Below are 21656 nucleotides of genomic sequence, written 5' to 3' on the forward strand. Positions count from 1 at the left end.
AGGAGAGTATAAGCGCGTGGCATCCATCGGACAGATCGTCAGCCCGACCTCAGGCAATGATGCCCTCTCCCGCGCTCGCAGCCGTGCCGCCCTCGTGCCGGATTGCCTCGTCGAAGCCAAGCGTATCGCCAACACCGTCATTGCCGGCTGGCATGGCCGGCGTAAGCGTGGCATCGGCGAGAATTTCTGGCAATTCCGCCCCTATAGCGAGGGCGAAAGCCTATCGCGTATCGACTGGCGCCGCTCGGCCCGCGACGATCACACCTATATCCGCGATCATGAATGGGAAGCGGCGCACACGATCTGGCTCTGGGCCGACATGTCGCCGTCGATGATGTACAAATCGACCTATGGCCATGTCTCCAAGGAAAGCCGCGCGTTGGTGCTGATGCTGGCGCTTGCCGAAATCCTTGCCCGTTCCGGCGAGCGCGTCGGCTGCCCCGGCATCATGGAGCCGGTCTCCACCCGTAATGCCGCCGAACGGCTGGCGGCGGCACTGATGCACACCCCACTCGAGGGCGGCCTGCCGCAGACCACGATGATCCGCGGCTGGAGCGATATCGTGCTGATCGGCGATTTTCTGGATGATGCCGACGATGTCATGAGCCGGATCGGGCCGCTTGGCCGCCGGGGACTGCGCGGCCATGTGGTCGAGATCGCCGACCCAGCCGAGGAAATCTTTCCCTACAGCGGCCGCACCGAGTTCAGCGATCCCGAAACCGGCACGAAGCTGGTGGCCGGACGGGCGGAAAACCTGCGCGAGGATTATCAGCGCGCCTATCTCGCCCGCCGCGACAGTCTCGGCCAGTCACTGCGCCATCTCGGCTGGACATTTGTGAGCCACCGCACCGACCGGCTGGCATCGGAGGCGCTGGTCGCCGTGCATATGTATCTTTCCGGCATGCCGGCCCGGGCGATATCTGGAGGGCAGCCGTGAGTGGTCTCTCCTTCGCATTCGCCTCCCCCGCAATCCTCGGTGCCCTGATCCTGCTTCCGGCGATCTGGTGGCTGTTGCGTCTCACCCCGCCGCATCCAAGGGCGGAGGTCTTTCCGCCTCTGCGCATCCTGGCAAAGATTCTGAAGCGTGAGGAAACGCCGGCGCGCAGCCCCTGGTGGCTGACGCTGCTGCGCATGGCCCTCGCCGCTCTCGTCATCCTTGCCATCGCCAATCCGATGTTCAATCCGCGCACCAATACGCTATCGAGCAGCGGTCCGCTGGTGCTGCTCATCGACAATAGCTGGGCGACGGCTTCCGATTGGGAGCGCCGCGTGCAGACGGCCGATGCGCTGATCGATGACGCCGACGCGAAGGGCATACCCGTCTCCATCGCCTTCACAGCCGAACAAAGCAACGACAGCACGCCCGGCGCAGCGACAGCCGCCCGCGACAGGCTGCATGCGATCAATCCAAGACCGCTGGTGCCAGATCGTCAGCGCGCCGCCCAGGCCATCAAGTCCGCCCTCAACGGCACCGAGCCGGGCACGATCGCCTTCCTCTCCGACGGTGTCGAAAGCAAGGACAAGGACGATATCCTCACCCAGCTCGCCGCCTTGAAGCCGAGCGAACTGCGTCTGATCCAGGGCGACGGCGGCGATGTGCTGGCGATCACCGGCGCCACCAATGCCGCCAATGACATGACCGTCACCGCGACGCGGCTGAACGCCGCCAACCCGCTCCGGCTTGGGCTATCCGCCCTCGACAATCAGGGACGGCCGATCGCGGCGGGCTCGCTGAACTTCACCGGCGGCCAGACGGTTGCGACCGGCTCAATCGCTGCTCCCTTCGAGATGCGCAACGATTTCGCCCGCATCAGCATCGACCGGCATGCAAGCGCCGGCACCGTGCACCTGCTCGACGACGGTTTTAAACGCCGCCGCGTAGCATTGCTGTCCGGACAGGCCGCCGACGAATTCCAGCCGATCCTGTCTCCGCTTTATTATATCCAGCGTGCCCTGCAGCCCTATGCCGACTTGGCCCAGCCGAACAGCGCCGATCTGGCAAAGTCGATCCCTGAACTGCTCGCCGGCAATCCGTCCGTGATCATCATGGCCGATGTCGGCCGCCTGCCGCAGGAAAGCTATGGGCCGCTGCAGCAATGGATCCAGAATGGCGGCACGCTGGTGCGCTTTGCCGGGCCACGACTTGCCGCAGCGCCCGCCGAAGACCCGCTGGTGCCGGTGACGTTGCGCCAGGGCGAACGCACTTTCGGCGGCGCTCTCTCCTGGGCCGAACCGCAGCCGCTCGCCGATTTCCCCACTTTCGGCCCCTTTGCCGGCATGCCGAAGCCCGCCAATGTCCTCATCAAGCGGCAGGTGCTCGCCGAACCGACACCTGACCTTGCAGAGCGCACCTGGGCAAGCCTTGCAGACGGCACGCCACTGGTAACCGAAAAACAGATGAAGGCCGGCCGCATCGTCCTCTTCCATGTCAGCGCCGAGCCGCAATGGTCCGATCTGCCGATCTCGGGTGACTTCGTCGAAATGCTGCGCCGTATCGTACAGCTCTCCCGCTCAGGCGGTGTCACCTCGGGCGACAACGCGCCGAAGACCAGCGAAGCCATGCCGCCTTACCGGCTGCTAACCGCCAAGGGCGCGCTAGCCAGCGAAACCGGCAATGCTCGCCCGCTCGATCCGAACAACAAGGGTGGAATCATCGCCAATTTCGACAATCCGCCCGGTCTTTACGGCTCGGAGGAAGGTTTTGTCGCCCTCAACGTTCTGCCTGACGGCGCACAATTGAAGCCGCTGGATGCCTCTGCGGCAGGCCTCTCGGTCGCGCGCGAGGGTCTCATCGGCGGGGAAGCCTGGTCGGCCAAGCCGATCCTCTTCACCATCGCCTTCCTTGTCCTTCTCGCGGATAGCCTGATCGTGCTCTTCATGAACGGCGCCTTCCCGCGCCTTCGCAGGTCGACCAAGACGGCCGCAAGTACCGCCGCTATGCTGCTGCTCGCAGTCTCGGTCGCGACCTTCCTGCATTCGGGGAGCGCTTCGGCCGATGATTCCAAACCCGGCGACGACACCATCTTCTCGCGGCTCGACAAGACGCATCTTGCCTATGTCGTCACCGGCGAGTCCGACGTCGACCATGTTTCCGAGCGCGGCCTTGCCGGTCTTTCCGATTTTCTGACCTATCGCACGACGCTGGAGCCCGGCCCTCCGGTCGCGCTGGATCCCGCCAAGGACGAACTTGCCTTCTATCCGATCATCTATTGGCCGATTTCCGCCACCGCCCCAATGCCGTCCAACGATGCCATCAACCGCATCGACGCCTATATGCGCAATGGCGGCACCGTGCTCTTCGACACGCGCGACGCCATCGACACGATGGGCGACACCACAACGCCGAGCCCGAACGGACAGCGGCTGCAGGAAATCCTCGCCAATCTCGACATTCCGGCACTGGAACCTGTGCCGAAAGGCCATGTGCTGACGAAATCCTTCTATCTGCTCTCGAGCTTTCCCGGCCGCTATGCCGATAGCCCGCTCTGGATCGAGGCACGGCAGGATACGCGCGGCGATGGCAACGCCGTCGCCTCGGCAGATGGCGTGACCCCGATCATGATCACCGGCAATGATTTCGCCGGCGCCTGGGCGATCGGCGACAATGGTTCGCCGCTGTTGCCGACAGTGCCGCCGGACGAGACACAGCGCGAATATGCCTACCGCACGGGCGTCAACATCATGATGTACATGCTGACCGGCAACTATAAGGCCGATCAGGTGCATATCCCTGATATCCTGGAACGGTTGGGGCAATAAAATGAATATCGGTTTTGCCCCCTTCCTGCCCTGGTCCGCCCTCGCCGCCCTCGCGGTGATCACGCTTGCCATTGCCGCGCTCGCCGTTTTCCGGCGCATGCGTGGCGGCTGGATCCGTGCGCTGGCTGCCTTCGCCCTCTTAGCCGCACTCGCCAATCCCGTGCTGATGCAGGAGGATCGCGACCAGCTCTCGACCATCGTCCCCGTCATCGTCGACCGCAGCCTGAGCCAGCAGACGCCGGAGCGCATCAAGATGACCGACGAGGCATTGGAGGCGCTGAAGGACCGGTTGGCGCAATTCCCGCGCATCGAGCCGCGCATCGTCGAAGTGCGCGAACCCGCTGAATCCGAATCTCCCTCGACGCGGCTCTTCTCCGCACTCTCTTCTGCAATCGCCGATGTCCCGCCCGCCCGCGTCGGCGGCGCGATCTTCCTGACGGACGGCCAGATCCACGATATTCCCGGCATCAATCAGGCGCTCGGCTTCGACGCACCGATCCACGGGTTGATCACCGGCAAGCCGGACGAGTTCGACCGGCGCATCGAAGTGGTGCGCGCGCCGCGTTTCGGCATCGTCAACGACGAGCAACAGCTCGTGCTGCGCGTCATCGACGACGGCAAGAGCCCCGGCGGCATGGCAGACGTGACCGTCAAGATGAACGGCGATGAGATCGCCACGCTGCAAGCGACACCCGGCCAGGACACGCCTTTCAGCTTCAAGGTGCCCCGCGCCGGCAACAACGTGCTCGAATTCGCCGTCGCCGAAGTGCCGGGCGAAGTGACGCCCATCAACAACCGCACCGTTCAGATGATCGAGGGCATCCGCCAGAATATGCGCGTGCTGTTGGTCTCCGGCGAGCCGCATGCCGGCGAGCGTGCCTGGCGCAATCTGCTGAAATCGGACGCCTCCGTCGACCTCGTACACTTCACCATCCTGCGTCCGCCGGACAAGCAGGACGGTACGCCGATCAATGAGTTGTCGCTGATCGCTTTCCCGACACGCGAACTCTTCGTCGACAAGATCACCTCGTTCGACCTGATCATTTTCGACCGTTACCAGGACCGTCCCAACGTCCTGCCGACGATCTATTACGACTATATGGCCCAATATGTCGAAAACGGCGGCGCGCTGCTGGTGGCCGCCGGGCCTGAGCATGCGGCCGGCAATTCGATCGCATTGACGCCGCTCTCCGCTGTGCTTCCGGCCGAACCGACCGGACAGATGATCGAGAAGCCCTTCTATCCGCGCCTGTCGGATCAAGGTCGCAAGCATCCGGTCACGCGCGGCCTCGACGGATCGGATACCGAGCCGCCGCATTGGGGCCGCTGGTTCCGCAGCGTCGATGTCGAGAAGCCGCAGGGCCAGACCGTGATGGTCGGCGCCGACAACAGCCCGCTGCTGGTGCTGAACCGCGTCGGCCAGGGCCGTGTCGCCATGCTGCTGTCCGACGAAGGCTGGCTCTGGGCCCGCGGCTTCGAAGGCGGCGGGCCGCATGTGTCGCTCTATCGCCGCATCGCCCACTGGCTGTTAAAGGAGCCGGCGCTGGAGGAAGAGGCGCTGACGGCGCGCGCCGCTGGCCGCACGCTGGAAGTGACCCGCCAGACGATCGGCGACGATCCCGGCCCCGCCACGATCAAGTCCCCCTCCGGCAAGACACAGACATTGCCGCTGAAGCAAACCGAGCCGGGGCTCTACCAGGCTGACAAGCGCATGGACGAGATCGGGCTCTACCAGATCGCCAACGGCAATCTCTCGACGCTGGTGCATGTCGGCGCCGTCGATGCGCCGGAGTTCAAGGCGATGATCTCGACGACGGAGACGCTGAAGCCTTTGGCGGAAAAGACCAAGGGTCTCGTTGCCCGGGTTGCGACCGCAGGCGGTGGCGTCACCGTCCCGCCGATCCTGCCGGTGCGCGGTGCCGTGCGTGTCACCGACGATCAGCGCCTGACCATCCGCATGACCGACGAAACCATCCTGAAGGGCATCAACAATCTGCCGCTCTTTGCGGGTTTTGCCGGTCTTGCCGCCCTCCTCTTTGGCTTTTCCGCCATGTGGTGGCGTGAAGGACGGTGAGTACCATGTGGCGACTTGATGTAACGGACACTCCTTCCGAAAGCGACCTCGCGGCGATCAGCGAAGGCCTGACGGCCTTCAATGCCGCCGATGTCGGTCCGTCCGAGCGCCGCGCGCTTGCAGTCCTGATCCGCGACGAAGGCGGCGAGACCATCGGCGGCGTCTCGGGCTATACGGCCTGGGGCTGGCTGTTCACGGCATGGCTGTTCGTGCCGGAAACACTGCGCGGCCAGGGCATGGCCGGCAAGCTACTGGAAGCGGCGGAAGCGGAAGCGGTGTCGCGAGGTTGTTTCGGCGCCTGGATCGATACTTTCAATCCACAGGCGCTGCGCGCCTATCAGCGGCAGGGCTATGCAATCTTCGGCGAGTTACCCGATTTCCCCTTGGGTCGTAGCCGCTATTTCCTGCAGAAAAAACTATCGCCCCGCTGAGGCAGACGGGGCGATAGGTTGTTCTTTACAAAGCGTTAGACGGCGATCTTGCCACCGCCGGTCTTGGTGATGGCCACCACCGCGGGACGCACCGGCATGTCCGGCTTGAAGTCCGGCCAGCGCGTCGACAGATCCTCGTAATAGGACGGACGGCCGTGACCCGACCAGTCATCGCCGCCATCGCCCGGATGCTGCACGGCCACGAAAGCCGTCTGGTCGTCGGGCAGGAACAGCGGGCCACAAAGCTCGGCGCCGACGGGCACGCGATAGAACAACTTCGAGGTCGCCCGCGCATCACCTTCCGTATCGACAGCCCAGAGACCATCGGTGCGGCCGGTCGCCTTGTTGCTGTTGCCGTCGGTCGCCACCCAGAGACGACCGGCGGCATCGATGGAGCAGTTATCGGGCATACCGAACCAGCCGTTCTTCGTCGTCTCGGTCGAGAAGGAAGCCCCGACGGCAGCAACGGAGGGATCGCCGCATTTCAGCAGTACTTCCCACTTGCCCTTGGTCGCCGAGAACACACCGTCCTCTTCGCTGATCTCGATGATGTGACCGAAGGCATTGTCGGCGCGCGGATTGGCGGCATCGATCTGATCGGCCTTGCGCTTACTGTTGTTGGTCAGCATGACATAGACCTTGCCGTTGACGGCATTGGGTTCGATATCTTCCGGCCTGTCCATCTTGGTCGCACCGAGCAAGTCGGCGGCACGGCGCGTTTCGATCAGCACGTCGGCCTGGCTGGCAAAACCATGTTCCGCCGTCAGCGACCCCTGGCCGAAGGTCAGCGGCAACCAGGCAAGCGTGCCGTCCTCGGAGAACTTGGCGACATAGAGCGTGCCATTGTCGAGCAGATCGAGATTGGCGGCTCGGTCGGCGGCATTAAAGGTACCGGCCGTCACGAACTTGTAGACATAGTCGAACCGTTCGTCGTCGCCGAGATAGAGGACCACGCGGCCATCCTTGGAAACAATATTGGCAGCACCCTCATGCTTCACGCGGCCAAGCGCCGTGCGCTTCTTCGGCACCGACTGCGGATCGAGCACGTCGACCTCGACGACCCAGCCATAGCGGTTCGGCTCGTGCGGCTCCTTGGAGAGATCGAATCGGTCATAGAAATTCGCCCATTCGTAGCTGCCTTCCGGCACGCCATACCGCTTGTAATTGGCAGCTTCCTTGTGGCCTTCGGGCAGCTTGCCGGAGAAATAGCCGTGGAAGTTCTCCTCGGCCATGATGTAGGTGCCCCAGGGCGTGACGCCGCCGGCGCAGTTGTTGAGCGTGCCGAAAACCTTGGCGCCGGTCGCGTCGGCTGAGGTCTTCAGCCGATCATTGCCGGCAGCCGGGCCGGTCAGCTGCATCTCGGTCGTCGCGGTGATGCGGCGATTATATTTGCCGTCCGGAACGACCTGCCACTTGCCGTCGACCTTGCGGATCTCGACGATGGTGCCGCCATGGGCGGCCATCTCGATATCCACCTGCTCCTTGCTGAGCGGCGCCTGCTTGATCTTGCCGTCGGCGATCGTCACCAGGCCCGGAAACATCAGATGCGGGTTGGTATACTCATGATTGACCACCAGCAGACCATGTTCGGAAGACCCCTCCAGCGGGATATAGCCGACATAATCATTGTTGTAGCCGAACTGGCGACGCTGTGCCTCGGCGGACTGGTTCTTCGGATCGAAGACCGGTGAATCCGCGAAGAGCGCGTCGCCCCAGCGCAGCAGCACATTGGCATCATAACCTTCGGCGACATGGTGATCGGCATCGACACCGGCTTCGACTTCCTTGAAGGCGAAGGCCGAGCCGCCGGCTGCGCGCGCCTTTTCCGCGCTTACCAATGCGAGCGGCCCCACCGTCGCAGCGATAGCGGAAACAGCGAGCGACCCTTGCAGGAAGCCGCGACGGGAAAAACGACGTCCGATGATTTCCCCCATCGTCGGATTGTCGGTACAGTTATGGCCTTCCCCGTCAGCATCTTCCAGCTGGCTGGTCGGAAATATATCTTTTTGCGTGAGATTTTCAGTCATTGCACTACCCCCAAAAGTTTCGCAATCGCTCTTCATCAGAACAAGCAAAACTCTAGGTTGGCCGTATGACAGGTAGATGAAAAATACCCGCGCGAGGGAGCGCGCGGGCAGTGGTTGGCCGGATCTGTGGAAATCGTTGCGGCTAGACCGCGATTGCCACTGGCGGCAGATCTTCGTCCTCAATCTCCTCGGTAATGACGGCCGATACGGCGTCATCATGCCAGGCAATCGTGCCCTTCAGCCGCTCATGCGTGTCAGCGGCGAGCGGCACGACGAGCACCCTGCCCGGATCGACCGGCCCCGGAAATGCCAGCGCATTATAGGCGACCTTCTCGAAGCCGAGCGGGCCGTAATAGGGCGGATCACCGACCAGGATGACCGCTTCAGATCCTTTACGCTTGGCAGCTTCGATCGCGATCCGCACCAGCTCCCGCCCGATGCCACGGTTCTTGTGCGACGGGCGGACGGCAAGCGGTCCGAGCAGATGCCCCTTGACCGAGCCGGCGAGCACCGGCGTCATTCGGACGGAGGCGATCGTCTCGCCGTCGTCGGCGCAGATGAAGGAGAGCGAGCGCTCATGCGGCCCCTGCTCGCGAATCCGCGCAGCGGCGCGGGCGAACCGGCCGGGACCGAATGCTTCTTCGTTGATGAGTTCGATGACGGCGTCGTGCGACGCATCCTCAGTGAGGTAGACCAGATCGTGCTTGTACATTAGACCACAGAAACCAGATAGACAGACGGGATGGTTCTCGAAAACGCTTTTCGAGCGTTCGGGATCATCGGCGTCGTCGCAGGCTTCTGGTTGCTTTCATGACAAGGGGTCCTCAAAGTGTGACAAGCCGGATAGCAGGAAATTTTCGGTTCGTCCAATGTAAAATGCGAGCGGCCTTTTGTTGCTGCATGATCATGTCGGGATGATGACGTGACGCACTGTTCATCGTTTATCACCTCGCAATTCCGCAGACCTTTAGTATTTTTCCAGATCAAGTTTTTCGACAGAACTTCCGAAAGGATTGAACAATGGGCATGTTGGTTGACGGCGTCTGGCATGACGTCTGGTACGACACGAAGGAAACCAAGGGCCATTTCAAGCGCGCCGCCTCGCAGTTCCGCAACTGGGTCACCGCCGATGGTGCGCCGGGTCCGAGCGGTACCGGCGGCTTCAAGGCCGAGGCCGGACGCTACCATCTCTACGTCTCGCTCGCCTGCCCCTGGGCGCACCGCACGCTGATCTTCCGTAAGCTGAAGAAGCTCGAGAACCTGATCTCCGTTTCCATCGTCGATCCGCTGATGCTGGAAAACGGCTGGGAATTCGAGGGCAAGGATGGCGGCACGATCGATCACCTCTTCGGCGCCAAGGCGCTCTGGGAAGTCTACGTCAAGGCAGATCCGCATTATTCCGGCCGCGTCACCGTTCCCGTACTCTGGGACAAGCAGACCGGGACGATCGTCAACAATGAATCAGCCGAGATCATCCGCATGTTCAACAGTGCCTTCAACGGCCTGACCGGTTCGACGGACGATTTCTGCCCGACGGACCTCAGAGCCGAGATCGATGCGCTGAACGAGGTCGTCTACGACACGGTCAACAACGGCGTCTACAAATCCGGCTTCGCCAGCGCCCAGGAAGCCTATGACGGAAATGTCCGCCGCCTGTTCGAAACGCTCGACATGCTCGACAAGCGTCTGGAGGCAAACCGCTATCTCCTGGGCGACCGGCTGACCGAGGCCGACTGGCGGCTCTTCACCACGCTCGTCCGCTTCGACGCCGTCTATGTCGGCCATTTCAAATGCAACATCCGCCGCATCGAGGATTATCGCAACCTATCTGGATATCTGCGAGATCTCTATCAGGTCCCCGGTGTCGCCGAAACGACCAACCTTACGCATATCAAGGACCACTATTACCGCAGCCACCGAGCGATCAATCCGACTGGTATCGTCCCCGTCGGTCCCGATCTGGATTTTGACCGCCCGCATGGGCGCGATGGATTGGCGAAGGCGGCTTGATGCGGGGTCAATCTCGCCCCTTGCAGGCGAGAAAGCAAAATCAGCATTTAGCTTCAGCTAAGTGCTAGATTTTGCAAGAGAGGGGGTAGGCAGGGACGCACTGAATCCTGAACTGCTTCGCTCAAGAACGTGACCCCTGCTCTTGCAATTTCAATGGCTTAGAAATTGCGCTGAGCTTTGAGAATGTAGAGCCTCCGGTTTCGCAATTTCTAAACCAGTGAAATTGCTTTCTCGCCCGCCAAGGGCGAGATAGGGTCCGCATTTGCCGCCCATTTGGCTTCCCACGTCGAACTCCCGCACGAAAGCCGTCACCAATAATTCGACGGCGCCTCGCCACCTTCTAGCTCCTTCAGCCGCCGATACGTCGCCTTGGTCGTCCCCATCGGCAGGGCATCGAGCGGAAAGAAGCCGCTTTCGACGATCTCCATATCCGGCTTGCGCGGCGCGGTCTGTTCCACTTGCACGCGGAAGAAGACGACGTGGTCGCGCTTGCTGGTGCGGTTGTTGAGATAGACGTGGAAGAGTTGCGGCCGGCCCGATATCACCAGATTGCCCTCTTCCCGCAATTCCTTTGCCAGCGCCTGCTCCACCGTCTCATGACGCTCGACGCCGCCGCCGGGCATGTGCCAGCCTGCGATGTAGGAATGCCGCACCAGGAAGATCCGCCCTTCGTGATCGAAGCACGCCGCCCGCACGCCCATGGTCATGCTGCGGGTGAGCGCGAAATAGCTGTGGAGCATCCAGCCAAGCAACCGTGCTCGCCAGTTGCGGGATTCGTCGGGAGCAGCGCCGTCGCTCATGCCGCAACCCCGCCGATGCGATCGGCCAGCGGCAAATGGATGTATTTGTTTTGACAATGGACTGAGTTATGTCTCAACCCATGTTCAAACTCGCGCATATTTCCGACGTTCATCTGGGTCCCTTGCCCCGGCTTTCGATCAGAGAACTCGCCTCCAAACGCATTACCGGATTTGTGAACTGGCACCGAAACCGGCGCAAGCATCTTTTCGGCGGCACCCTCGATCTTCTTCTGGACGATATCAGGGCAAAGCAGGCCGACCATCTCGCCGTAACCGGCGATCTCGTCAATCTCGGCAGCGGCATCGAGATCCGCACCGCCGCCGAATGGCTGAAGACCGTTGGCGACCCCGCCTTCACCTCTGTCGTTCCTGGCAACCACGATGCCTATGTGCCCGGCGCCTACGAGAAGGCCATGCGTGCCTGGTATCCCTATGTTCAGGGAGATCTTGCCCCGCCGGAGTGGCCGGAAGACCGGCATATTTTCCCCTATCTTCGCATCCGCGACCGCGTCGCCCTGATCGGCTGCTCGACGGCGGTCGCTACGCCTCCCTTTGCCGCCAGCGGCTTCTATTCCGCCCGGCAGGCGCGCGAGACGGTGAACATGCTGCGCGCCGCCGGCGAGGCTGGCCTTTTTCGCGTGCTGATGATCCATCACCCGCCGATCCGTGGCGCCACCAGCTTCTACAAGCGCATGATCGGCATCCGCCGCTTTGCCGCCGTGATCTCCACCGGCGGCGCCGAGCTGGTCCTGCACGGCCATACCCATCTGAACACGCTGCATTGGTTGAATGGCCCGACCGGCCCGGTGCCCGTCGTCGGGATCGCGTCCGCTTCGCAAGGCCCCGGCGGGTTGAAGCCGGCCGCCGCCTATAATCTCTTCACCATCGCCGGCCATCCGGGCGCGTGGGAGCTCAAGGCCGAACGCTTCAGCCTCAATGCCCATGGCGATGGCGTGGAGACCCAGGGCGTCGACGTCCTGGCGTGATAAAGGTGGTATTTTATGAAAGCGAAGCTATCGTTTCGGTAGCGTTTTCGAATATCCGGAGCTACAATCCACCCAGGTGATTTCGGGAGGATGATATGGGCTTTCGCGTCGCGACGAAGAATTCCGCCATGACGGCGCTTGCCGCTGTGTTTCTGCTCGGCACCAGCCTGCAAACCTTCGCCGCCGGCTCGGAGAGCGACGAGACCGCGCCGCCGCCGAAGACCAAGACGACCACCCAATGCAAGGACGGCGAAGTCTGGGACAAGGACAAGAAGAAGTGCGTGAAACCGCAGAAAAGCGGCTTCAACGACGACAAGCTTTTCCAGGCCGCGCGCGAGTTCGCCTATGCCGGCCAATATGACAACGCCATCACCGTCCTGAAGCTCGCCAGGAACCAGGACGACCCCCGCATTCTCAACTATCTCGGTTATTCCAACCGCAAGGCCGGCCGCATGGAACTCGGCATGAGCTATTACCGCAAGGCCCTGCAGCGCGACGAAAACTACATCCTCGCGCGCTCCTACATGGGCCAGGCCTTGCTTGAGCAAGGAGACGTTCAGGCGGCCCGCGTGCAGCTTGTCGAAATCCGCGACCGCGGCGGCGAAAACAGCTGGGCCTATCGCTCGCTACGGCAGTCACTGAAGGGTCAGATCAGCTATTGAGGCGGGTGCGGGCATCGCCTGCCTCAAGATCCTGTGAAACCGTTAAGAGGAAGGACTCAACCGCTTTTTGAAGACTTGCGAAACGGCAGGAAAATGGTTCATACCAATACAGAACGATCCTTCAGCTCGCACAGCTTTTTGGCGGAGAAAAGCTGTCTCATGCCGCAAGGCGTTCGCAGCGCGATAAACGTCAACGTCTCCTTGGAAAGACAATGCCGACGCCGGTAGCAGCCATCGATATCAGACGCGATCTGGTCGGCCTTCTCCCGAAGCTCCGGCGTTTTGCCGTGACATTGACCGGCGACCTCAGTGAGGCGGATGAGCTCGTGCAAAGCATCTGTCAGCGCGGCATTGCCAAATTCCATCTCTGGAACAATGACGGCCGGCTGGAAAGCTGGCTCTACACCATGGCCCGCCACCAATGGGTCGACGAAGCACGGCGCCACCGGCTGCGCCCTGCCACCAAAGGCAGCGCGCTGGAGCAAGGCGAACTGGCAGCGCCCGGCATACATACCAATCCGGTCGAAGCAAGCGAAGCGCACCAGATGGTCACATCTTTGCCTGAAGGATTGGCTAGCGTCTTCCTGCTCGTCGATATCGAAGGGCATAGTTACAAGCAGACGGCCGATATTCTCGGCATCCCCCTGTCGACGGTGACCTCGCGGCTTTCCAGCGCCCGCCTTCATCTTGCCGCCCAGGGACACAGCCGCTCGCCGCGAAGGTTTTAGCATTGCAGGACATGAAGAAAATGCCGCTCGAAGCTCGTCTGTCCGCCTTTATGGACGGCGAGACGAGCCGTGAGGAAAAGGAAGAGCTGGAGCGGCTCATTGCCTCCGATCCGGAAGCGCGCAGGATCTTCAACGAACTGCGACACGGTTCCGATGTCGGCCGCAAGGCTTTCGAGGAAGTGCTGAAGGAACCCGTGCCGCTGGCGCTGGTGCGCTCCATCAAGAGCGCTCAAGCCCCGAAGGTGCGCGAGCCCGCTCCCAAGTTTTCCCGGCCATCTCTGAAATTTGCCCCGACCGGCCGTCAAGCGCTCGCCGCCGCCCTCATCCTGTTCGTCGTCGGCGGAGGCATCGGCTATCTCCTGGGCATCCTGCCGACAGGCGCGCCCGCCCCTACCCCGCCCGCGACCGCGCAGAACCGCACCTGGCTGGACGACATCGCCGCCTACCACCGCATATATTCGCGTCAGCCGCGCCATATGGTCGAAGTACAGGCAACCGAGGCCGACGAGATCACCAGATGGCTAACGGGCACCGTCGGCGTGAAATTCAATCTGCCGGATCTTGCCGCCGACGGGCTCGTCTTCCAGGGCGCGCGCATGTTCATCGCCGATGGCAAGCCGGCCGGCCAATTGATCTACAAGAACCTCGACGGCGACGTCATTGCCATCTGTTTCACGAAAGAGGACAGCGTCCCCGACAACGGCAATCTCGACGAGACGATCAAGGACGATGTGAGCATCGTATCCTGGCATCGCAACGGCACCGCCTATGCCGTCGTCGGCCCCTCCTCCGACGCGATGCTCGACGAGATCGCCAATCGGGTCGCGACGGAAATTTAAGCTCACCGCTGATCGAGGTCCTGCTTGCGGCTTCGGCCCGGCGGGAGGATACTGTTCTTCCATCAATCCTGCCCGGAGGCATCGCCCGACGGGCGCCCCTGGAGATCGATCATGTCCGACATCCTGCTGACTATCCCGGAGATTGACGAACGCATCGCCGCCATCAGGGAAAACCTGCGCGAGTTGATCGAGCAAGCCGCCGCCTATTCCGGCGCTGCGGACGAAGAGCGGGCATCGGAGCGTATAGCTGACCAGGAAGAAGAGCTCGAACGCCTGACCAAGCGTCGCGACGAGCTTTCCAAAACGCAATCCTGAGCACGGAGAGACGGGAGGAGCGGATGATCCTTCCCGTCTCTTTTGCTAGATCAGCGGGACGGCGCGGGCGAAACCGTCGTCGCGATTTCATCGCCTGAAAAGATGATGAAGGCGAACAGCAGCACACCGACGAATGTGACAATCGCCGCGGCCGCCACGACCGGCTCCAATGCCATATTCCCGAGCAGCATGAAATAGAGCGACGGCACCATCACCGCGACGCCCGCCGTGTAGATGTAATATTGGATCATCGCCAGCCGCCTTTCCGCCTTTCGCGGGTTCAGCGCATGATAACCGCCGAATATCGCCATGGTCACCCAGCCGAGAAGGTTCGCATGCGCATGGGCGCCAATGACGCTGTGATCCTCGGTGATCGCCATTTTGAGACCCATCCCGATTCCGACGATCAGGAATATAATCGCCGTCCTGAAGTATAAATTGGCAATGCGCGGCATGATTCCCCCCGTGAGTTTGTTGGATCCCAAAAATATCACATGAACGTATTTCCGAAAATACTGATTTTAAGATCACCATCAGGGTGTTTTCTTTAAAAATTTTGATCTTTACATACACTTCCGAGTTAACGAACAGTACTGACGTCAGCACGGGATGAGAGCGCCCGCGTCGATGGCACGAGCCAGAAAACCCTACTGACATCGCCGCCATCATGCGCTATACAACCACCAAGCGACTTTCAGAGGAGAGTACTTTGATGAGAACCCACGGCATAGGAAACCACCGCTGAAAAGCAGTGCCGTGAAAGGCTGCTTCTTCAGCCCATCCATCAAATTGCCATCTCTCGCCCCTGGAGGGCACTCATGTTTCGTCGCTTCGAAAAGCTCGTCGATCCATTCCAGTACTATGACGACCTGACCCCGCCGCCGGATGCCTGGCGGTATCTCAAAAGCAATCTGCATCCCTTCCGCTTCGTCATGACCATGAGCCTTGCGCTCACCGTCATCGGCGCGGCGATCGAGGTCTGGCTGATCGGCTATACCAGCCGGCTTGTGGATATTCTCGCCGGCGCCCGGCCGGATCAGCTCTGGGCGTCCCACGGCACCGGCCTGCTCGCCGCTGCCGCGCTCGTCCTCATCGGGCGGCCGATTGCCGGTTATCTCCGGGAAAGCCTCGACGACATCGCATTCCGGCCGAATGCCGAGACACTGGTCCGCTGGCGAGCCCATCGCCATGTACTCAGGCAATCCGTCGGCTGGTTCCGTCAGGACTTTTCGGGTCGCATCGCCGCCCAGGTGCGCGATATCGGCAACTCCGCCACCGGAGCGGCCTATGCCGTGCTGCATACGCTATCCTTCGTCATCATCTATGTCGCCGGCTCGCTTTGGCTGATGGCCTCGATCGATCTGCGTCTCATCTGGCCGCTGCTCATCTGGGTCGTCTGCTATCTGGGCTTGATGGCATTCGTCATCCCCAAGCTGCGCAAGGCATCCGAGAAATTCCAGGGCGCCTATGCTTCCCTGACCGGCATGCTCGTCGATACCTATGCCAATATCGACATCATCAAGCTCTTCGCCAACGCGGCCGAGGAAGACCGTGAAGGACGGGAGCGTTTCGCTGCCGCCCGCGAGACCTTCGTGCGGGTCCAGAAGCTCGAGGTCATGGTCAATTCCAGCATGCTGTTCCTCGGCAGCTTTCTGATCGTCGGGCTGGTCGGCTATGCCGTCATCCTGTGGCAGAGCGGCAGCGCACCGCTTGGCCTCATCGCCGCTTCCCTCGCCTTGAGCTTCCGCATCACCGGCATGGCCGAATGGATGCTCGACGCCGTATCGTCGCTATTCGCCCATCTCGGCGCGATGCGGCAATCGCTACTGACCGTGGCGCAACCGCTCACCATTGCGGATGAGCCCGATGCGGGCGAACTTGTCGTCAACAGCGGTGCGATCGCTTTCCGAGACGTGACGCACCACTACGGCAAGGGCAATGGCGGCCTGAACGGCATTTCGCTGCGAATAGCGTCAGGCGAAAAGGTCGGCCTCGTCGGCCGTTCCGGGACGGGTAAATCAACACTCGTCAATCTGCTGCTGCGGTTCTTCGATCCGGAAGCTGGCTCCATCGAAATCGACGGACAGGATATCCGTGATGTCACCCAGGAGAGCCTGCGCCGGCAGATCGCCATGGTGAGCCAGGATGCCGCCCTGCTCCACCGCTCCATTCGAGACAACATCGCCCATGGAGACCCGCGCTTTTCGGAGAGCGCGATTGCAGCGGCACTCGACAAGGCGGCCGCGAGCGGATTCGTCACCACCCTGCGAGACCACGAAGGCCGCACCGGCTACGATGCCCATGTCGGCGAGCGCGGCGTCCAGCTTTCGGGCGGCCAGAGGCAGCGCATCGCGCTTGCCCGCGCCATCCTGAAGGACGCACCGATCCTCGTGCTCGACGAGGCGACGTCCGCTCTGGATTCGGAGGTTGAGGCCGTGATCCAGGATACGCTCTATCGTGTCATGGAGGGCAAGACGGTGATCGCCATCGCTCATCGCCTGTCGACCATCGCCCGCATGGACCGCATCGTCGTTCTCGATGAAGGGCGGATCGTCGAAAATGGCACGCATGGCGAACTGCTTGCCCGAAACGGCATTTACGCCGCTCTCTGGGCACGCCAGTCCGGCGGCTTCATCGGCGACGACGATCCTGCTTTGGCTGAATAGGCGGAAACAAAAAATCCCCTCGATCATCTCGAGGGGATTTTGTCTTCATCAGACTTTAGAGGCTCAAATTCAGCCCTTCTTCGCCTTGATATCGAGCACGCGGTTCGCCGCCGAGACGATCGCCTCGAGGGAAGCGGCGACGATATTGGTGTTGATGCCGGCACCGAAGAGGTTGCCACCCGGATAGGAGGTCTCGACATAGGAGATCGCCGCAGCGTTCGAGCCGTGGTGCAGCGAATGCTCGGAATAGTCCTCGACCGTCATCTGAATGCCGAGATAGATCGAGAGAGCATTGATGAAGCCGTCAATCGGACCGTTGCCACGGCCTTCGATGCGCTTCACTTCGCCATTGTCGGTGATCTCGGCTGCAACGATGCGCAGGCCCTTATGTTCCGGGTCGGCAAAAGTGTGGTGATCGACGAAACGGATGCGGGCACCCGGCTGGTCCACATAGCGCTCGATGAAGTGCTCATAGATCCGCTTCGCCGGCAGTTCCTTGCCTTCTTCATCGGTGATGCGCTGGATCTCCTCGCGATATTCCACCTGCAGGTTGCGCGGCAGGTTGAGGCCGTAATCCTGCTGCATGATGTAGGCGATGCCGCCCTTGCCCGACTGCGAGTTGATGCGGATGATCGCCTCGTAGGAACGGCCGACGTCCTGCGGATCGATCGGCAGATAAGGCACTTCCCAGACCGGATGGTTGGCGACCTTCGCCGCCTTCATGCCCTTGTTGATCGCATCCTGGTGCGAGCCGGAAAAGGCGGTATAGACCAGTTCACCGACGTAAGGATGACGCTCGCCGATCGCCATTTGGTTGGAATATTCGAAGACGTCCTTCATGCGCTCGATGTTGGAGCAATCCAGCTCGGGATCGACGCCTTGCGTGAACATGTTCAGCGCCATGGTGACGACATCGACATTGCCGGTGCGCTCGCCATTGCCGAACAGCGTGCCTTCGACGCGGTCGGCGCCGGCCAGCAGAGCCAGCTCGGCGGCAGCGATGCCGGTGCCGCGGTCATTATGCGGATGCAGCGAAATCAGCAGGTTTTCGCGATTGTCGAGATTGCGGCACATCCATTCGATCTGGTCGGCATAGATGTTCGGCGTCGCCATTTCGACGGTGGACGGCAGGTTGATGATCAGCTTGTTGTCCGGCGTCGGCTTCACCACCTCGATGACGGCGTTGCAGATTTCCAGCGCCACATCCAGCTCGGTGCCGGTAAAGCTTTCCGGCGAATATTCGAACCGGTAGCCACCGCCGGCCTTGGCCGCCATGTCGGTGATCATCTTGGCCGCATCGACGGCGATCTGCTTGATACCTTGCACATCCTTGGCGAACACCACGCGGCGCTGCAATTCGCTGGTGGAATTGTAGAAATGCACGATCGGCTTGTTGGCGCCTTCCAGAGCCTCGAAAGTGCGGGTGATCAGCTCGGGCCGGCACTGCACCAGCACCTGCAACGACACATCGTCAGGCACATTGCCCTGCTCGATGCACCAGCGGGCGAAATCAAAATCGGTCTGCGAGGCCGAGGGGAAACCGATTTCGATTTCCTTGAAGCCCATGTCCAGCAACAGCTGGAACATGCGGGCCTTGCGGTCGTGACCCATCGGGTCGACCAGCGCCTGGTTGCCGTCGCGCAAATCCACGGAACACCAGATCGGCGCCTTGGTGATGACCTTGGAGGGCCAGGTTCGGTCGGGAATGTTGATCTGCGGATAGGCACGGTATTTTACCGCTGCTTCGGGCATGCCTTTGGGGGAATGGCTGTTCGCGTCCATGGTCTCGTCTCTTCCTTTCCCGTCATTTGCCCCGCGTATTAACCGATCACAGGCGGCTTGGCGATGACAAATGCGGACCCGCTAGGGGTATGCTGTCGATTTTGGGGATATGTCTCGAGGAGCGATGGCCTGGCGGGCTTTACGGCCGCCGAGCGCTCCTCAAAGGACCCGGCAACCGCGCGTAAGGCCGAGAAGAAGAAGCGAAGTGAGGGCGCGCGTATTGTCACGCAGGGCAATGCGCCCACGTACAATCTGCTCGGAAATCTTTGCGCCAGTCGTCTTCATGACCGCGCTTATAACCGCGCGGTGCAGAGGAAGCAACCCCCTGCTTATCTTTTCAGCATCTGCACCAAATGCGAGAGCGCTATCATCAACAAGCCGGCAATCAGGCCCCAGAAGGCCCCGGAAATCCCTGCGAAGGACACGCCGGATGCCGTAACGAGGAAGGTGACCGCCGCCGCCTCGCGCGATTCTACCCTTTGAAAAGCGTTCATGGCAGAGTTGGATAGAGCGCCGATCAGAGCCAGACCGGCGACCGCCTCGATCAGGACGGGCGGCGCCAAGGTCACGAAGGCGATGACGGCGCTCGCAAGCAATCCGAGGACGATATAGACGACGCCCGCAATGATCGCCGCCCAATAACGCCGCTTGGGATCGGCATGCGCGTCCTGCCCGGCGCACATGGCAGCGGTGACGGCGGCAAGATTGACGGCATTACCGCCGAAGGGCGCACTCAGCAGCGAAAACAGGCCGGTGATGGCAAAGAGCGGACCGGGCTTCGGATCATAGTGATGCACCTTCAGCACCGCGATCCCCGGAATATTCTGCGACGCCATGGTGACGATGAACAGCGGCAGCGCAATGGAGACAAGCCCGGCGAGCGTGAAGACCGGCTTAACCAGTTCGACGCTTGGCAGCAGCGAATGCTCCAGCGACATCAGCGCTCCATCCGGTATATTCACTCCGAACGTCAGCACCAGCGCAAAGGCGACCACGGCCGCCGGCACCGCCCAGAGCCGCTTGACCGCGCCGACCACGATCCAGGCAAGGACGATGGGCAGGCCGAGCAACGGATTGAAGGCGATCGCGTTGACCGGCGCAAAGCAGAGCCCGATCAGCACACCGGCCAGCATGGCATTCGCCAGCGGCGCCGGAATAGCCGCCACAGCACGCCCAAGCGGCCGGAACAGGCCGGCAATCACGATCAGCACCGCGCAGACCAAAAACGCGCCCACAGCCACCGGAAAACCACCCTCGATCGCCCCCGTACTGGCCAGCAACGCCGCCCCCGGCGTCGACCAGGCAATGCTGATCGGCATCTTCGTAACGCCACTGACCACAATGGCGCAAATACCCATCGAAACCGACAGCGCCATCAGCCCGGACGCCGCCTGCGCATCCGTCGCCCCGACCGCCTGCAGCCCATGCACGATGACGGCAAAGGAACTGGCAAAGCCGACAAAGGCGATGAGACAGCCCATGAACAGGCTTTGAAGGGAGAAATCTTTGAACATGGCGGCGGCAGGAGACTCGTGGATGCGGGGGAAACGCATGGAGCATTACAAGCCTGGGGCGTGCAAGCATTGTTTTGAGAAGAACGACCCGACAACGATAGCATCCTGCAGCCGTCACGACACTCCATCCCCATGGCAGGCATGGAGATGGAGCGCAATGCGGCTCTCAGCGCCTGACTATGCAAGTCGATATCCTTCACCAAAACATGCATAAACACGCAGATTGACTCTCTTTATTATACACGTTAATGCATGGTTATGAACATTTCACTCCCCATATCCCGCAGGGATGTCATAGAAGCGCGGCTCGCGGAGGGCCGGCAGATCATTGCGGCTTCGCTCGCCGCCGAGTTCAACGTCTCCGAGGACGCCGTGCGCCGGGATTTGCGGGCGCTTGCCGCCGAGGGCAAATGCCGGCGCGTTTATGGTGGCGCGCTCCCTCTCCTCACGCCCTCGCAGCCCATCTCCGCGCGGATCGGGCAAGCATCCGATCGAAAAAGAGCGTTGGCGCAAGCAGCCGCGAACATGATCGAGCCGGGCGAGTTCGTGTTTCTCGACAGCGGCAGCACGAACCTTGCGATGGCGGACTTGCTGCCGAAAAACAGCAAACTGACTGTCGCCACGAATTCCATCGACATAGCGTCTGTCCTCATGAACCGAGGCGACTTCGAGCTCATCATGATCGGAGGCGCGGTCAACGCCATCGTCGGAGGCAGCGTCGACGCGACAGCGGTGGCAGCCATCGAGAACATGAATATCGATCGCTGCTTCGTCGGTGCCTGCGCGATTTCGGCGACAAACGGCATCAGTGTGCATGAACATGCGGATGCCATTTTCAAACGGACGCTCATCAAACGCAGTGCGGCGCGGATCGCCATAGCAACGTCGGAAAAGTTTCACGAGCGCGCATCGCATCGCATCGGCGGTGCGGCCGATATCGATTGGCTGATTGTCGAAGACGATCTGCCAGATGACGATGAAGAAGCTGCTGTCCGCGCCGGTTTCGTTCTCGTCAAGCCGAACGACATCACCACATCATCCTGATCTCGAAAGACTGGGAATC

At 61.5% G+C, this 21656-nt stretch carries 18 protein-coding genes; 12 read left to right on the forward strand and 6 right to left on the reverse strand.

Annotated elements, in window-relative coordinates; translation table 11 throughout:
- Nucleotides 1-16: 16 nt before the first annotated feature.
- The 4 genes from AB6803_RS08350 to AB6803_RS08365 are packed head-to-tail and all read left to right on the forward strand — an operon-like array spanning nucleotide 17 to nucleotide 6264.
- On the forward strand, nucleotides 17-937 hold the full coding sequence (locus AB6803_RS08350; protein ID WP_371108438.1) for a DUF58 domain-containing protein: 921 nt from the start codon (nucleotides 17-19) through the stop codon (nucleotides 935-937).
- Nucleotides 934-3759, forward strand: a complete 2826-nt coding sequence (locus tag AB6803_RS08355; protein WP_371108439.1) for a DUF4159 domain-containing protein — start codon at nucleotides 934-936, stop codon at nucleotides 3757-3759. Before AB6803_RS08350 ends, AB6803_RS08355 begins: the two co-directional genes overlap by 4 nt.
- A 1-nt stretch (nucleotide 3760) precedes the next feature.
- A complete protein-coding gene (locus AB6803_RS08360) occupies nucleotides 3761-5833 on the forward strand; it encodes a hypothetical protein (RefSeq protein WP_371108440.1) in 2073 nt (690 codons plus the stop codon).
- 5 nt (nucleotides 5834-5838) lie between these two features.
- Nucleotides 5839-6264 (forward strand): GNAT family N-acetyltransferase, encoded by a 426-nt coding sequence (locus tag AB6803_RS08365; protein ID WP_371108441.1) that lies wholly within the window; start codon nucleotides 5839-5841, stop codon nucleotides 6262-6264.
- Nucleotides 6265-6299: 35 nt separating this feature from the next.
- Here AB6803_RS08365 and AB6803_RS08370 read toward each other — a convergent pair whose 3' ends face one another.
- Both AB6803_RS08370 and AB6803_RS08375 read right to left on the reverse strand, forming a co-directional pair.
- Nucleotides 6300-8291 (reverse strand): PhoX family phosphatase, encoded by a 1992-nt coding sequence (locus AB6803_RS08370; RefSeq protein WP_371108442.1) that lies wholly within the window; start codon nucleotides 8289-8291, stop codon nucleotides 6300-6302.
- 142 nt (nucleotides 8292-8433) lie between these two features.
- Nucleotides 8434-9003, reverse strand: a complete 570-nt coding sequence (locus AB6803_RS08375; protein WP_371108443.1) for a GNAT family N-acetyltransferase — start codon at nucleotides 9001-9003, stop codon at nucleotides 8434-8436.
- 308 nt (nucleotides 9004-9311) lie between these two features.
- Between AB6803_RS08375 and AB6803_RS08380 the strand changes: the two genes are divergently transcribed.
- A complete protein-coding gene (locus AB6803_RS08380) occupies nucleotides 9312-10301 on the forward strand; it encodes a glutathione S-transferase family protein (protein WP_371108444.1) in 990 nt (329 codons plus the stop codon).
- Nucleotides 10302-10609: 308 nt separating this feature from the next.
- On the opposite strand, the gene AB6803_RS08385 is transcribed toward AB6803_RS08380, so the two are convergent.
- Nucleotides 10610-11101 carry an NUDIX domain-containing protein gene (locus tag AB6803_RS08385; RefSeq protein WP_371108445.1) on the reverse strand — a complete coding sequence of 164 codons (492 nt, stop codon included), beginning with the start codon at nucleotides 11099-11101 and terminating at the stop codon, nucleotides 10610-10612.
- A gap of 68 nt (nucleotides 11102-11169) precedes the next feature.
- On the opposite strand from AB6803_RS08385, the gene AB6803_RS08390 reads away from it, so the two are divergent.
- From AB6803_RS08390 to AB6803_RS08410, 5 genes are all read left to right on the forward strand, one after another.
- Nucleotides 11170-12087 (forward strand): metallophosphoesterase, encoded by a 918-nt coding sequence (locus AB6803_RS08390; RefSeq protein ID WP_371108446.1) that lies wholly within the window; start codon nucleotides 11170-11172, stop codon nucleotides 12085-12087.
- A 95-nt stretch (nucleotides 12088-12182) separates the two neighbouring features.
- Entirely contained in the window at nucleotides 12183-12749 is a 567-nt protein-coding gene (locus AB6803_RS08395) for a tetratricopeptide repeat protein (RefSeq protein WP_371108447.1), read from the forward strand.
- A 212-nt stretch (nucleotides 12750-12961) separates the two neighbouring features.
- Complete coding sequence (locus tag AB6803_RS08400; RefSeq protein ID WP_371108448.1) at nucleotides 12962-13477, forward strand: RNA polymerase sigma factor; 516 nt, start codon at nucleotides 12962-12964, stop codon at nucleotides 13475-13477.
- Between the two features lie 20 nt (nucleotides 13478-13497).
- Nucleotides 13498-14316 (forward strand): anti-sigma factor, encoded by an 819-nt coding sequence (locus tag AB6803_RS08405; protein WP_371108449.1) that lies wholly within the window; start codon nucleotides 13498-13500, stop codon nucleotides 14314-14316.
- 111 nt (nucleotides 14317-14427) lie between these two features.
- The gene (locus AB6803_RS08410; RefSeq protein ID WP_371108450.1) at nucleotides 14428-14631 is read left to right on the forward strand and encodes a hypothetical protein; all 204 of its coding nucleotides are present in this window, start codon (nucleotides 14428-14430) and stop codon (nucleotides 14629-14631) included.
- A 50-nt stretch (nucleotides 14632-14681) separates the two neighbouring features.
- Here the strand turns inward: AB6803_RS08410 and AB6803_RS08415 are convergent, their stop codons facing one another.
- A complete protein-coding gene (locus AB6803_RS08415; protein WP_371108451.1) occupies nucleotides 14682-15086 on the reverse strand; it encodes a hypothetical protein in 405 nt (134 codons plus the stop codon).
- A 363-nt stretch (nucleotides 15087-15449) separates the two neighbouring features.
- Between AB6803_RS08415 and AB6803_RS08420 the strand changes: the two genes are divergently transcribed.
- Complete coding sequence (locus tag AB6803_RS08420; RefSeq protein ID WP_371108452.1) at nucleotides 15450-17297, forward strand: ABC transporter ATP-binding protein; 1848 nt, start codon at nucleotides 15450-15452, stop codon at nucleotides 17295-17297.
- A gap of 69 nt (nucleotides 17298-17366) precedes the next feature.
- Here the strand turns inward: AB6803_RS08420 and leuA are convergent, their stop codons facing one another.
- The gene (gene leuA, locus AB6803_RS08425) at nucleotides 17367-19079 is read right to left on the reverse strand and encodes a 2-isopropylmalate synthase (protein ID WP_371108453.1); all 1713 of its coding nucleotides are present in this window, start codon (nucleotides 19077-19079) and stop codon (nucleotides 17367-17369) included.
- A gap of 329 nt (nucleotides 19080-19408) precedes the next feature.
- Nucleotides 19409-20593, reverse strand: a complete 1185-nt coding sequence (locus AB6803_RS08430) for a benzoate/H(+) symporter BenE family transporter (protein WP_371108999.1) — start codon at nucleotides 20591-20593, stop codon at nucleotides 19409-19411.
- 258 nt (nucleotides 20594-20851) lie between these two features.
- Here AB6803_RS08430 and AB6803_RS08435 point away from each other — a divergent pair, with 258 nt between their 5' ends.
- Complete coding sequence (locus AB6803_RS08435) at nucleotides 20852-21637, forward strand: DeoR/GlpR family DNA-binding transcription regulator (RefSeq protein WP_371108454.1); 786 nt, start codon at nucleotides 20852-20854, stop codon at nucleotides 21635-21637.
- Nucleotides 21638-21656: the final 19 nt, after the last annotated feature.

Origin of the sequence: Rhizobium sp. RCC_161_2 (genome assembly GCF_041355235.1) — a bacterium.
In the GTDB taxonomy this organism is placed as follows: Bacteria; Pseudomonadota; Alphaproteobacteria; order Rhizobiales; family Rhizobiaceae; genus Rhizobium.